Below are 13,003 nucleotides of genomic sequence, written 5' to 3' on the forward strand. Positions count from 1 at the left end.
CTAGGATCATACAAGGATTTACAAGGGTTTTGTGTCCAGTCTTTTACATACATTTTCTTATCTTCTGTAGCTGTAATAGGAGATAATATAGGAGATCCAACCTTATCAAATGTTAGCGTTCGTTTTGAATTCTAACATTTTCTAACATCTATGTATTTATATAAGCTAAAGGCGTTGCCAATTTGGAAACACCTTTATGGGTTCCAGAAGTTTACTAAAATCTACCAGGAGACCTCGTAAAATACGACCTGTCATGCCTCAAAGCAAAGAGCCGCCCTTTCCGTTGCGCTGGTCCATGTCTGATTAAACCTTTCTACGCCGGTCCCCCTCATACCAATGCTATAGATTATTTCTGCTTCAGGTAAGAACGGACGAAGCTTTCTGTCATTCACAGGCTTACGTAGTTCACGCATTGCTTTTGCTTCATCTCGCCGGACTGCGCTTTTAGGTACTCCGCATTCTTTCCCTATCGCTTCCAGTGTCATATTGTCTTGATAACGTTTGCGAATTACTTCCGGCTGCATTCCTTCTAAGCTGTCTACACACTCCCATATCACCGTTTTAATCTGCTCCTGCTGCATTCCATCAATTATAACTTCTTCCATATCTTCATCAGATGGAATATTGTCACCGGTTGTGAATCCCTCCTCTTCAAATCCCTTTACAGGCGCGTCCAGGCTTACCAAATTAGCCTTATTGGCGTTTTTATGTATATCCCTGACTTGTTCTATACTTAACCCCATAAAGGCGGCAATCTCGTCCTCTGAGGGGTCCCGACCAAATTCTTTTGTAAATGAATCACAGATCTGCTTATATCTCCGTAATCTTCCCTGGATCTGTGATGGAAGGCGCAGGCAGCAGGAATTACGTTCTATGTACCGTTTAATCCCTTGGATAATCCAGTACTGCGCATAGGTGAGAAATTTATTTCCGGTGCTGGGATCATAGCCATTTATGGCATCGTATAAAGAAAGGAATCCCTCCTGCTCTAAATCCTCTATTTCTCCCAATCCACGATACCTTAAAGCGATTGAATAAATAAAGCCCTTAACCTGGTTATACAGAATAAGCATATTCTCTTCCGGGTTTATGCCGGCTTTAATCAAGTTCACAAGTTCTTCGTTGGTCATATCCTGCTGCCTCCCTACTTTCAATCAATTTTCACAGTAATTAACCTTTCCAAATGTATCCAGTATCTTCCCATAGCTTCTTAGGGGATATAAAAAAATCCTTTTGTTACCACTTCGCGTCATGTGTCCAATAGGCAACCACCCATCTTCAATACCCTGTCGTACCCATGTAGGATCTTTTCCGTAAACTTCTGCAGCTGTTACAATTGGAACACCACCAATGCCAAACTCCGGGTATTGAGCTGCGCTTAAAATTATTCGTGCCACTCTATCAGCTATATGTCGAGAGTCTTTTAGCATTACTACTTCTTCTAATACGTCCATTTATCCTCTTTTCTATGCAATATCAAGCCTTGCTTAAGCTATGGATTTAATTATAAGTTTCATAAATATATAAATGGATTTTATGAGATTACCTGGTTTTATTCCTCAGTGCTGCTTTCCATTATTTCTGGATTGTATGCCGGATATTTTTCAATAAATGCTTCAAGGTCAGTCCCCCTGATCTTTAATGCCCCAAGCTTTAAGCCTATAAGTTCTCCTTTACGTATAAAACCACGTACCGTATCTGAATTGACAAGTAATACCTCTGCTGCTTCTTTTACTGTATAAATTTTCTTATATGGCTCTATCATCTTTCGTTCCTCCGCATTTGTATTTGTTTTAGTTAATTATTAGCAATTATTATTGGGGTGGTCCCCTCCCCTTAACAATTGAATCACAATCCAATAAAATCACCCCCCGTTCGTTACCATTCTTACGCCTACGCGCTGTGTCTCGCTGTTGTTCGCCTTATAAACTGCCTGCCCAAACTTTGTACCGTCTAATTCCATTACAACTGTAATCGGACGATTACCGCCAACGCCGCCCATTTCTCCAATTGCATCCTTAAACGCCTGCTTCATGGTTTCAAGTGGGGATACAACCTCATAGTCTTTGTTGTTATCTCCAAGCATTGCAAGGAAGTTACCAGCCTTTGGAGGAACTACAGTGCCAGTTGCAAGCTGTGGGACATAAGAAGAATATGCAGCATAAGGTTTACTCTGATACGATGAAAATGTTCTCCCACCACCTCCATAACCACCGGTTGTACTGGATTTCGCTTTCTTTTCTCCATCATTGAAATAACCAATCACTTTCTCAATCGCTGTAGCAACAGTTTTAACAAGCCCCTCCACAATGTCAACAATGCTGTTAATGATTGTTTCAATAATTGCTTTAATTCCTTTCCATATACCACCAAATATCTCCTTAATTCCAAGCCATGCCTTTTCCCAATCTCCTGTGAAAACTCCAACGATAAAATCAATTAAGCCACTCAGAATATCAAATACAGCACTGACTATGTTTGCTATTCCGCCAAATACATTTAGAAAAACATTTCCTATTGTTTCTATTATGGGTGCTAATATCGGAACCAGTGTTTTAATTAACCATAAAACAAACGGCAGCAGGACTTCTTCCCATAAGAGTTGAATCGCTTTTACTAATTTTCCCAAAAACTTTAATGCGCTGTCAATAGCATCACCAACCGGTCCCTCCATGACTTCCTTGAATTTCTTTGCCAATTTATCCAAGATAGGAACTATGTACTCATTATAGGCCTCTAACAATAATTTTAATATTTTCGATAAACCTTCACGGATTGAAACAAAAAGAGGGTGAATATATTCGTCATATAATTTCATTATACCATCTACGAGCTGACGTACTGTAGATGCTATGGTCTCCACAACGACTTGTATTGGTTCCAATGTTTCACTGATTGACTGTTTGATCAGATCTTTGTTTTCTGTAAATGGAGTAAGCATCATATCAAGTATGTCTCTAGTGAATTTGGCGGCAAGTTCCAGTACACCTCCAAACACATCGGCGAATATCTGAATGACAGAACCGGTTATGTCCTGTGCCGTCTGAGTGGAGAATACGCTAAATACATCAGCGAATGCCACAAAGAAATCACCCAATATCGTGTTGATCTCAGTTCCAATATTAAACATTCTAACAATCCAGCCCTTAATACGCTCGGTATTCTGGGAAAGATAACTTTCCATTCCACCCACCAGATTAGTGGCAATAGTTAATCCTATGCTTGCAATAGATCCGACCAGCTTCCCTACCATGCCAGCAAAAGAGTTTACAAATCGTTCTGCAGCTGCCATCACATCGGCATCGGTAAATATTTCTCTTAAATGTGAACCAATGCTCTGCAAATCGCTAATTAACTCATTTATAATTGGCTTATAATTTCCAAATCCTTCCCAAAATCCAGATTTGAAAATATCACCAATTTCTAATAATCTGGCTTTAATATCATCCAATTTTTCTAAGACATTATTTAAGAATGGAGAATCACTCTGTTCACCTTCAATCGGAATCCCCGGTGTAGTAGTTTCACCATTGTTATTTGTTGTATCCTTAGATTCCTTCTGGATCTGTATTAAATTATCAAACGGAGCCAATGACTTTTTAACCTGCTTATTTGCATCTTTTACGCCATCGGCGAAATCCTCCGCTCCCTGTGCCGCTCCCTCATAACCACTTTGTATATCAGCAACGTTACTAGCTTCCTGTGATATTCCTGTGCTTACGGTAGTTTTTCCCATAATTGTTTCAGTAAAATTTTTAAATGCTGTGGTAGCCACTGACAATTTTTCAAGAAATACATTTATAGATTTGATTATGGGTGTAAACAGATTAATAAAGCCCTGACCAATAGTAGCCTTTAATGATTGTAATCTTAGTTGTAATACTCTGACTTGATTCGCCCACGAATCGGAAGTACGAGCAAAGTCGCCGCTGGCTGCAGATAGCTTTTCCTGCACAAATTGCAGCCGCAATGAGACTTTTTCTTGCTCTGTCATTTTGTCGGTTACTTTTCCAAATCCTTTCGCAAGCGCAAACTGATCCAGGGCATTCTGCGTCATTACTACGCCTAATTCTTTGAGGCTTTCCGTTTCCCCTGTAAATACGCTTTTCAGCTTAGTATAGGCTTCGTCCTGCGATATATTATAAAAAGACGCTACATCTCCGGTTAAGCCGGTCAGAGCCGTTGCCATGTCATAAGCTGCGCTTTCTGAATAGCCAAATGATTTAGACATGGCCCCAAACGTTCCTACATACTTTTTAGCCATTGTTTCAGATAATCCAAAAGAATCGGCTGCGGCCCTAGCAAATTCATCTACTCTTTTTGTCATACTCGGAAATGTCACATCAACTACGTTTTGAACCTCAGCCAGATCAGAACCTAGCTTTAAACACTCTTTTCCAAACTGTACAATCTGTTTTACGGCAAATGCTGTGAAAATAAGGGTCCCAATTCTTTTTACTGTACCGCCTAATTTTGATAGCGAAGACTTTATTTCCCCTACGCCCTTTTCTGCTCCGCTCGAGTTAATTCTTGTATCAATAATAATGCTTCCATCTGGTCTCACTGTTTTGAACCTTTCCCTTCTTGTGGACAGAAAAAGCCGGCAACCTGCATATCATTCACAAGTCACCGGCTCCGTTTAGCCTTTCATAGATACCATTTTATCTATCATTTTGATATTCTATTTTTTTTACTACTTCCAATATAATTACATCATTCCTTCTTCTCTTGATCTCAGCCGTGTTTCCCCTTTCCAGAATTGCTTTAATGGCTTCTATCATTTTCTTATCCGGATCCATATTACACCTGCCCCGCTGTGGAAGTTCTTTTCTTGCTTCCTCCTGCTGCCCTTTTATACTTATCAGTATACTTGCCAATACGCCGTTCACTATCTTTTATAGATTCCTCCAACTTCTCTTTTACGGCTTCCAGTGCCGCTTCCAGAAATACTTCAAACAGGAAACGATTGTCTGGACCAACCAGTGATAAGGGGGACTGCTTCCCGAATGCCGCTTCTGTGACATCCGCATTAAATATGTAATTCAATTTTTCATTGATTAACCGGTTAAAGTTGCGCAGCTTGTCGGCGCTTTCTCTAAGCGATGCTTCGTTGACTTCTCCCGGGGTACCGTCAGCCTTTACCTTAATATCCGTTAACTTCTCGCTTTCGCTGCTTAAGTCTCTCATGGCTTCTTCGAATCTGGTTAATATATTTCCATCTTTGGGGTTTATTCTAATAACTCGGTTCAGATCCTCATTGATTGTAAAAGTCTCAAATCCATCATTAAAATTAATACCTGCCATTTGTGTTCCGCCTTTCTAAACTCTTTTTCTTCTTTTCCTGCTTCTTTGATAACTCTTTTCTGGTCTGCTCCATTGATTCTGAAAGATTGTGCATTCCGGCCTTTATCGCCGCCTTATCCACTGGTTCAGTGGTTCCAATGTCTTGGACTATCTCTTTGCAGGAAGCAAGACAACTTCCCAATAAATTAATTCCCATCGTGTTTCTCCTCCATCTTTCCGTAAATCGCTGCCAATTCGCAAACAATAGTAAATAATAAAACACCTATTACAATCATAATAATTCCTTTCTTTTTTTATTTTCATGACTTGCGTCATTGATTTAGGTAGTTCTTGTCTTGTAGTTATTACACTCCCCAATCAGTTTTTAGTTGATTAAGGGCTTTCATCTCCTCAGACGTATCCTTTCCGGGATTACTATCCGGGTGATATATCTTGGACAGCGTCCTATAAAACTGCTTAAAGATAGCTTTGTTATCCTCTCCCACCTGGCTCCCCATTGGATTAAATCCTTTTGATCCGGTCTGATTGTAGTTACTGTACGAATTATCATAATAACTACGGCTGTTTTCTTGGCTTTTACGCTCATATTCCTGCTTTTGCCTATAACTCTCTTCAATTTCCTTTAAGCGATCTGGGCTTCTTAAGGTCCCGAATACATCAAAACACTGGTCATAATCATTCTCGCCTGCATCATACTTATTTTTAAAATCTTCTACTCTCTGACGATGCTCTTTTAATATACGGCTGTGTTCCTCTTGGGCCTTGTATTCCTCAGTCTGATGATATTCTGCTTCCGCTTGGTCAATAAGGGGCTGTAGCTTATCGTAAATCATTTTAACAAGTTCTTCTTCAGGCAGGCCTATAGTTTCAACTTTATCACTCCACCTGCCTCTTACATAGTCACCGATCCAAGAAAGATCAACAAGATCATAATAACCAATGGTGCATATTACCGTCTGTTTTTTACGGATCCTGCTGCCCTCCCGGAAACTTTCATGGATACTGATACGATAAGCCTTTCTGACTTTACGTTCATAGCGTTCCTGGCTATATTTATACCGGTATGTGGTGTTTTGCCACCCACCTGCTGACCAGTTGGATTCATATACTTCTATTTCTTTTGGCTCACCGGCTGGAATCTTTTTGATCGCAATTTCCTGTATGACACAGTACATCCGTTTTCCTTTCCTGTAGTTACTGCATTGCAAACCATAGTAACTACATTTAATTTTCTGCAGTAAGGAGTCCTTGGATAAATTTCCGGTTGGCTTCTTCTGCCTTTTTTCGGCGAATACTGCGTTCTGGCATCTTTACGTCAGTTGAGATTGAAACTATACGATCTACGGTTCTGTCGTCCATTTTTAACCGGTCAGAATCACAGTTGCTTGTGAATATAGTTGGGAGGAATTCCCGCTTGCGATAATCAACCAGACGGAATATAGCATTGTCAATCCACTCCTGTTTACCAGTTTGTGCTCCGATATCGTCTAAGACAAGAAGTCTCACCTGATACAAGCTATCAACCTTTTCTTTGCATTCGTCCCTCCTGTCCTTGATTAATTCCACAAAGTCAGGCACCGATATAAATTTCACTGGAATTCCGTATCTCTCAATTATCTCGTTACACAGGCAGCAGGCCAGCATTGTCTTACCGGATCCCTTCGTTTCGGAGTAGATATAAAGTCCCCGGCCCTGTTTTTCAAAATCAGCATAATTTACAATGAATGCATTTACCGTTTTCTTCTGCAACTCCATGTTCTCTCCGTAAATATCCCATTGGAAGTCCTTGGCTCTTTTATAAACATACTCCGCAGGTATCATACTCTGGCTTCGTCTTCCTTCTGTACCTTGTATGGTTCCATCTGATATCCAAAACGGTTGAGTTTCTCCATAGTTTGGTATATCATATATCACAAATGCTCCTCCCGCTATTTTGTCTACTGACTTGATCAATGCTGATACCGTATTTCCTGAGATAAAAATCTGCTGTTGATTCCCTGGCTTTAGTTCCGTTTTCTTCACTCTCCTTTCCTTGGTTGAGATAACCTTCAAACTTGTTGCCGAATAATGTTTCCGGCCTGAGATATTGCTCCATCTTATCGCCCTTCCACTCTGCCACCTTATTGTCAATTACCGTTTGAAAATCCTTTAAAGTGTATCCCTCTGCAAATCTGGCGTTAATATGGCTCTGTGTTGCCTTGCCTTGCCACCGGTACGCTTTTCCTGCTTTGCTGTTCAAGTAATCAATTATTTCACTGTAAGGAGGCTTCTCGACTATATCTTTCTTTATATCTTTCTTTATATTCTTTCTTTTTTGGGTACAGACGTCTGTACCTGTAGTAGTAGTGACGTCTGTACCTGTAGTAGTAGTGACGTCTGTACCCGGTGTAGACGTCTGCCACTGTGGTAGTATGGTAGACCACTCTTCTATGTGCTTATTCAACTTCACTTTCCTTGGACTACTAAAGGTTGATTGCTGTGTAATCTCGATTACTTTACCCTCTTGCAAGCTGCTCATTACTGCAATTATACTGCTCTTGCTAAGGCCGGTCCCTTTCGCTACAAAGCTGTTGGAAAAGTCGCACTCCTTACGTGCATATCCGTAGGTATTTCTTATCAAGCAAAATAATATTCTCATTTGCGCGCCATTAAAATCAGCTTTGAAGATGGCCTCTAATAACTCATTCGCTATCCGGGTATAACCGTCCTCCAACTGAGGATTGTTCATCTTCGGTCACCTCCTGCTGCCGTAAGAATCCCCTGGCTGAACGTAGCGCAACAAAAGTATTCTTAGCCCGGTTTTCCAAAGTCCTTATGAACTGCCTGACTTCACTGTCAGTACCTGGAAGGAAGTAACCTCCTCCCTCTTGGCAAGTGGATAATATAACAGCCCCTGCCTTTCTTTCTCTGGCGATTTCATGTTGCAGTTCCCGGACGCTCTCAAATCCAAGATATGTACATAGATCATGTGTACTGATAGCATTTTCTTTTCCTGCCTGTAGTGCCTCTATTACTATAAAATTTGAGGCTTCAGTTGCCGCCGCAGCCTTCATTGGGTGATTCTGTCTTTTTTTCATTATCCCTGTGCATTTTTTATCCTGCATAATCATGCCTCCGTTAATTCATTAAGGTATTGATCCAGTTTCACACGGTCATACAGGCATCTCCGCCCTACTTTAACCTCTGCACCGATAGACTTGGCAAACTCAATTCCTCGGTTTCTTCCCAAACTTAGGTAATAACATACCTCACTGGCGTCTAAAAGCCGCTTATCGTTCATACCGCCAGTTGTTAATTGACATTCTCTTTCTTTCATTTAGAATCCTCCTATTGACTTTTTATCACTCATTATATAAAATGTCTATATAGGTATGATACCACAAAACCCCATTTTTAGATAGACTTTCACTGAATATTTTATAGACAGTCTATTGCATGGATTCACAAAATACAGAATGTCTATTTTAATAAAGGAGGACTTTATGCAAACTTGTGTTAATTTAACAATTGATGATGAGCTTAAACAATATAGATTTCAGTATTATCCGATTAAATTATCTACTGAAATAGCTGATATAACTAACCATTTAAAAAAAACTGACCAGCCTGCTAAATATAGAACTGTAATGGGAACTAGAACTTACGGAAGTATCTTTGTTGAGCTTGCGAATATAGATAATAATTTATTAATCGGTGAACTTAGAAATAAAATACAGTTATATATAAATGGACATACTTCAGAGGAAATACTTTTTTACGATTTTGAAGATATTTTAGAAAGGCAATTTGGAATTGTCAATGGACCTACAATGCAAATTATGATGTTAGAACTTACAAAGGCCATAGAGCGAATCAGAGTTTTTTTAGATCAAATCGTAACCTTAAATTCCAAGTTAAATACAGATGATCTGTTACCTGATGAGCAGTTACGCATCAGAAGTAGTATTTGTGATGCTAAAACTCTTATAGATGAATGTATCATGTTAGATTCATTGGAAACTGCTTGTAATTATTGTCGCGATTATTGTAATCTAGTTGCTAAAAACTATAATGTTAATTTGGGTCATACAAGTATAAGTTTGAGATGCGACATAATGCTTAGTCGCGATAATACTATAACGATGAGTTATCGTATAGAAGATTTATTTGAAATAGCTGGTTTAGAGCATTTTAAGATTGCCAGTTATCATATTCCAATTAAAGAATGTGAGAACTGTGGTAAATACTTTATTCCTGGAGTTCGCTCTGATGAAAAATATTGTGATAATTATTATAAAGATGGAAAAACCTGCAAAGAACTTGGCTATGAAACGAAACTTAAAAAAGATAAATTTAAAACTGCATATCGTAGTGCCTATAAAACACAGCGAGCCAGAATTAAATATAACTCTCACATAACAAATTATGAGGAAGTCCATTTTAAGCCATGGGAACAAGCTGCCAAGCAAGCATTATCTGATTTTACTACCAAGAATGATATTGAAGGATTCAAGAAATGGTTAATAGACAATAAAGATTCTTTCTAAAATAAGAACCGGGGTTAAAATCCCCCCTCTCTGATTATTCAAAATATTAAGGCGTAGGAACAAAGAGAACCCAAAACTGGATTGTCCTATTTCCACGCCTTGATATGGCTTCCAGGCTGCGACCTGGGGTACTCGTCAATATTTTATTTGCTTATAGATATTATACCAGAAGGGGAGATGGAAAGCCAGGTTCCATGGGGATTATCGGCATTTTTATACTTTGTTTTTATAAACAATTTTATGGCTTTGCTTATAATAAATTATTAATAAGTAACTACTTTTTATTATCTTGGTTTTCCTCCGCGTTTGGCGAACTATAAAACCATAAATTTGTTTCTTGAGTGTATCCCCAATATTGATCTTTATTATTCATAAAATCATCACCACACTTAAGTATTAAAGGTTTTCCACCATTCCAGTTATCATCTTTTACTAATTCCCCATTTTTTAATTGAAACATAATATAGACATAATGGGAATTAAGAGAAGAATCAGCAGTTCCATCATTAGCCGATATTTCATAGCATAAATCAACTCCTCCAGATAACGGACTATTTGTAATATACACTCCACCATCATGCGATAAACCAAATGTTATATCTTCCTTATCGTCAATTGGGTTTTTAAAGACAAAGGTGTCATAAGATAGGCTATAGCCCTTTTTATTTAGTTCTTCTACTTCCGCTTCAAATAAGTCGGGCTGAGGGAGCACCATTTTCCATCGACCATCTTTTTTAGTTAACAATATCTCACTGTGAGTGATTCTTGTCGCAAAGTTTGTCTGAAGGCTTAGAAAGATATCATTATTACCATCCGAATCAATATCTTTTATATCAATGTTTGTATAATAAAGAATATTATTATCGGGGTATTCATCTACAAAATATCTTATATATGAGATATCATAAGCTGGACTGGAACCTATAATTTGATTGAGTAAACTTTCATTCTTTCTTTCAAATAAAGCAATAACTCTCCCCTTGTTTTTTTCAGTGGTGAACTCACTATAAGTCACTAATACATTGGAATCTGATACTGATTCATACCATCCATTGTAAGGTATAACAATCTTCATATCATTAATTGAAGTTTCTTTTATGTTAGCACATATTTTACTTTTCAAATATTTCTCCAACTCAGCCCCACTCTTATTCCCTGGCGAATATTGGCGCAAACAAAACAAAATGGTTATAGTCATAACTGAAACTATTGCACCTTTTATAAATTCTGCTAACCATTTAGTATTTCTTAGCTCTTCTTTATCTTCTTTTAGAACCTCTGCCGATGTTAAGCGAAGTTTTATTAGTTCTATATAATTTTTTCATTTGTACCTCCAAAGACACATTTATCATACACCAATTTTTTCCAAAAGAAAAGCACCCAGTTTCCCAGGTGCTCCCTCTCATTCCTTCACTTCAATATATGCCTTTTTAAACTCCCCCTCCTAGTTCTTGCAATCTTTACCGATAAATCAATATTTATATCCTTACATCTTGTTATAACAGTTTAAAGGGTTATATTTCATTCCAAGTCCGCATTTAACATTGAACTTATTCTCACATATTGTTTAATATCTTTTGTTTTCTTTCATTAAATTCGATTTCTGAAATTGCTCCCATATCAAGCAAATCTTTTAATGCTTTTATCTCCTCCAATGCTTTTACCGCCCCAGTGGCCGTTACATGCGTTTGTATTTTAAAGCATTTCAGTTTAGCATCTATATCAGTATTGCATTTCACAGATAACTTAAAAGATTCTCCTGTTTCAGGATTCTCCAGGGTTAAAAAAGCTATTGTATCGTTCTCTACCTGCCTTTCAACTGTAGTAGAGTTCGTGCTTGCGGCTCCCACAGTTTTGGATTTTCCTTTACTTCCTGCTCCCATAGCACCGCCAACAAGTGTTCCGACAGGTCCGAACGCGCTCCCAATAACTGCACCTAATCCGATCTTAAGTGCTTTGCCCTTTTTCTTTGTCTCACTATTACTTGATGTCTGTCCAGATGCATTAATAATTTTATTGTACTCAGGACCACTCCATTCATAATCAGTCATGGTATAATAGATCCGGTTATCGTCATTAAAATACACTCCGCCATCTGAACGCTGCTTTATAGTTACGCTTTGGGAGGAAAGGCCCAGTTCTTTATGACCATTAATTATGAATATCATCGCGCTATGCTCTTTCTCCAAATCTTCATTAGTCACGCTAATTATTGATAGTTCCGGGCATGCATTTGTTATGTAGTCAATTGCCTGACCTATTTTATCATTGGAGATCTTATTATACTTAAATCTTCTCTTTTTTTCTTTAGTTATAAAATCGATAAACCCAGGACTACGTGTTTCAGCATATTTGTAGTCGATCCGCTTCATATCCACATATTCCACCGCTTCTCTGCTTCCAAGTAAAGTAATGATGCTAATTCCCTTTTTACCTATAAACAAATCCTCTGTAATTCCTTTTATACTCATTTCCCCACCTCGTTTTATAATCATATAGAATATTTTACAATATAATTACTCAGAAGAAAATACCAATCATGCTGCACGTGTATTTTTTTCTTAGCAATTTATTTATGTAAAGGTAATCAAGCCATACAAACAGTAGGGTAAATCAGACGAATTATAGGCATCTAAATGTTATTCTAAGTCCACATGATGAAACGTCACGGTATTCCTGGAATTCATAACACCGTGACGAGATATAAAAGTACGTTATATTAAATTTGTGCCTGACACCATTTTTACACCATTTCACATAAATAGAGTTAACATGAGATAAACAGAAATCATCCGTTTAACTATACTTTTTGAGTTAGATAAAACACTATAAACATAGATAAATTGTTTCGAAACAATGTTCTACATTTAATATACTCATTAAAAAAACTCCTTTATCTATGGGGATATTTCACTTTTCCTTAGTGTATTTATGGTTCGGCACCATTTTACACCATTTTTATTTGGAACAACATAATTCTACATGACAAAAGCTATTAAGGCAAGCAAAAAGCCCACTATTTAGTGACCCATCCACGGTTTTCCATGTGCCTGCTGTAAACGGCAAGTACTTTCCAGCAAAAAATGGAAATTATTTTCCAGCACTTTTTGGCAAATAAAATCCAGCACTTATGCTTATATTCCCCTGCGGATAGTCCGCAGGGATTTTTTTAA

At 38.1% G+C, this 13,003-nt stretch carries 15 protein-coding genes; 1 reads left to right on the forward strand and 14 read right to left on the reverse strand.

Annotated elements, in window-relative coordinates; translation table 11 throughout:
• Nucleotides 1-251 precede the first annotated feature (251 nt).
• The 12 genes from CRO04_RS02765 to CRO04_RS02815 all read right to left on the reverse strand — a co-directional run bounded on the left by CRO04_RS02765 (nt 252) and on the right by CRO04_RS02815 (nt 8,620).
• On the reverse strand, nt 252-1,130 hold the full coding sequence (locus CRO04_RS02765) for a sigma-70 family RNA polymerase sigma factor (RefSeq protein ID WP_097002689.1): 879 nt from the start codon (nt 1,128-1,130) through the stop codon (nt 252-254).
• A 24-nt stretch (nt 1,131-1,154) separates the two neighbouring features.
• Nucleotides 1,155-1,454 carry a hypothetical protein gene (locus CRO04_RS02770; protein ID WP_330400754.1) on the reverse strand — a complete coding sequence of 100 codons (300 nt, stop codon included), beginning with the start codon at nt 1,452-1,454 and terminating at the stop codon, nt 1,155-1,157.
• A 98-nt stretch (nt 1,455-1,552) separates the two neighbouring features.
• A complete protein-coding gene (locus CRO04_RS02775; RefSeq protein WP_097002690.1) occupies nt 1,553-1,765 on the reverse strand; it encodes a helix-turn-helix domain-containing protein in 213 nt (70 codons plus the stop codon).
• A gap of 99 nt (nt 1,766-1,864) precedes the next feature.
• Nucleotides 1,865-4,564, reverse strand: coding sequence for a phage tail protein (locus tag CRO04_RS02780; protein ID WP_097002691.1), 2,700 nt, complete (start codon nt 4,562-4,564; stop codon nt 1,865-1,867).
• Nucleotides 4,565-4,661: 97 nt separating this feature from the next.
• Nucleotides 4,662-4,799 (reverse strand): hypothetical protein, encoded by a 138-nt coding sequence (locus tag CRO04_RS26065; RefSeq protein ID WP_166432449.1) that lies wholly within the window; start codon nt 4,797-4,799, stop codon nt 4,662-4,664.
• 1 nt (nt 4,800) lies between these two features.
• The gene (locus tag CRO04_RS02785) at nt 4,801-5,304 is read right to left on the reverse strand and encodes a hypothetical protein (RefSeq protein ID WP_097002692.1); all 504 of its coding nucleotides are present in this window, start codon (nt 5,302-5,304) and stop codon (nt 4,801-4,803) included.
• Nucleotides 5,291-5,500: a hypothetical protein gene (locus CRO04_RS02790; RefSeq protein WP_097002693.1), complete on the reverse strand. Its 210-nt coding sequence runs from the start codon at nt 5,498-5,500 to the stop codon at nt 5,291-5,293. The genes CRO04_RS02785 and CRO04_RS02790 overlap by 14 nt, the downstream gene beginning before the upstream one ends.
• 148 nt (nt 5,501-5,648) lie before the next feature.
• Nucleotides 5,649-6,479: a hypothetical protein gene (locus tag CRO04_RS02795; protein ID WP_097002694.1), complete on the reverse strand. Its 831-nt coding sequence runs from the start codon at nt 6,477-6,479 to the stop codon at nt 5,649-5,651.
• A gap of 49 nt (nt 6,480-6,528) precedes the next feature.
• Nucleotides 6,529-7,218, reverse strand: a complete 690-nt coding sequence (locus tag CRO04_RS02800; RefSeq protein ID WP_242974314.1) for an ATP-binding protein — start codon at nt 7,216-7,218, stop codon at nt 6,529-6,531.
• Nucleotides 7,208-8,032 carry a conserved phage C-terminal domain-containing protein gene (locus CRO04_RS02805; protein WP_242974315.1) on the reverse strand — a complete coding sequence of 275 codons (825 nt, stop codon included), beginning with the start codon at nt 8,030-8,032 and terminating at the stop codon, nt 7,208-7,210. The genes CRO04_RS02800 and CRO04_RS02805 overlap by 11 nt, the downstream gene beginning before the upstream one ends.
• Entirely contained in the window at nt 7,986-8,408 is a 423-nt protein-coding gene (locus CRO04_RS02810) for a hypothetical protein (protein ID WP_097002695.1), read from the reverse strand. Before CRO04_RS02810 ends, CRO04_RS02805 begins: the two co-directional genes overlap by 47 nt.
• 2 nt (nt 8,409-8,410) lie before the next feature.
• The gene (locus CRO04_RS02815) at nt 8,411-8,620 is read right to left on the reverse strand and encodes a DUF6462 family protein (protein WP_242974316.1); all 210 of its coding nucleotides are present in this window, start codon (nt 8,618-8,620) and stop codon (nt 8,411-8,413) included.
• A gap of 166 nt (nt 8,621-8,786) precedes the next feature.
• Between CRO04_RS02815 and CRO04_RS02820 the strand changes: the two genes are divergently transcribed.
• Nucleotides 8,787-9,830 (forward strand): DUF6076 domain-containing protein, encoded by a 1,044-nt coding sequence (locus CRO04_RS02820; RefSeq protein ID WP_097002696.1) that lies wholly within the window; start codon nt 8,787-8,789, stop codon nt 9,828-9,830.
• 274 nt (nt 9,831-10,104) lie between these two features.
• Here the strand turns inward: CRO04_RS02820 and CRO04_RS02825 are convergent, their stop codons facing one another.
• A complete protein-coding gene (locus CRO04_RS02825) occupies nt 10,105-10,953 on the reverse strand; it encodes a hypothetical protein (RefSeq protein ID WP_097002697.1) in 849 nt (282 codons plus the stop codon).
• Nucleotides 10,954-11,386: 433 nt separating this feature from the next.
• On the reverse strand, nt 11,387-12,301 hold the full coding sequence (locus CRO04_RS02830) for an SHOCT domain-containing protein (RefSeq protein ID WP_166432450.1): 915 nt from the start codon (nt 12,299-12,301) through the stop codon (nt 11,387-11,389).
• Nucleotides 12,302-13,003: the final 702 nt, after the last annotated feature.

Origin of the sequence: Lacrimispora amygdalina, from assembly GCF_900205965.1 — a bacterium.
In the GTDB taxonomy this organism is placed as follows: Bacteria; Bacillota; Clostridia; order Lachnospirales; family Lachnospiraceae; genus Lacrimispora; species Lacrimispora amygdalina_A.

Bases quoted from the DNA above. Each gene is read 5' to 3' on its own strand.
- CRO04_RS02765 (WP_097002689.1), bottom strand. From the start codon at position 1,130: ATGACCAACGAAGAACTTGTGAACTTGATTAAAGCCGGCATAAACCCG.
- CRO04_RS02770 (WP_330400754.1), bottom strand. From the start codon at position 1,454: ATGGACGTATTAGAAGAAGTAGTAATGCTAAAAGACTCTCGACATATA.
- CRO04_RS02775 (WP_097002690.1), bottom strand. From the start codon at position 1,765: ATGATAGAGCCATATAAGAAAATTTATACAGTAAAAGAAGCAGCAGAG.
- CRO04_RS26065 (WP_166432449.1), bottom strand. From the start codon at position 4,799: ATGGATCCGGATAAGAAAATGATAGAAGCCATTAAAGCAATTCTGGAA.
- CRO04_RS02785 (WP_097002692.1), bottom strand. From the start codon at position 5,304: ATGGCAGGTATTAATTTTAATGATGGATTTGAGACTTTTACAATCAAT.
- CRO04_RS02790 (WP_097002693.1), bottom strand. From the start codon at position 5,500: ATGGGAATTAATTTATTGGGAAGTTGTCTTGCTTCCTGCAAAGAGATA.
- CRO04_RS02795 (WP_097002694.1), bottom strand. From the start codon at position 6,479: ATGTACTGTGTCATACAGGAAATTGCGATCAAAAAGATTCCAGCCGGT.
- CRO04_RS02805 (WP_242974315.1), bottom strand. From the start codon at position 8,032: ATGAACAATCCTCAGTTGGAGGACGGTTATACCCGGATAGCGAATGAG.
- CRO04_RS02810 (WP_097002695.1), bottom strand. From the start codon at position 8,408: ATGCAGGATAAAAAATGCACAGGGATAATGAAAAAAAGACAGAATCAC.
- CRO04_RS02815 (WP_242974316.1), bottom strand. From the start codon at position 8,620: ATGAAAGAAAGAGAATGTCAATTAACAACTGGCGGTATGAACGATAAG.
- CRO04_RS02820 (WP_097002696.1), top strand. From the start codon at position 8,787: ATGCAAACTTGTGTTAATTTAACAATTGATGATGAGCTTAAACAATAT.
- CRO04_RS02830 (WP_166432450.1), bottom strand. From the start codon at position 12,301: ATGAGTATAAAAGGAATTACAGAGGATTTGTTTATAGGTAAAAAGGGA.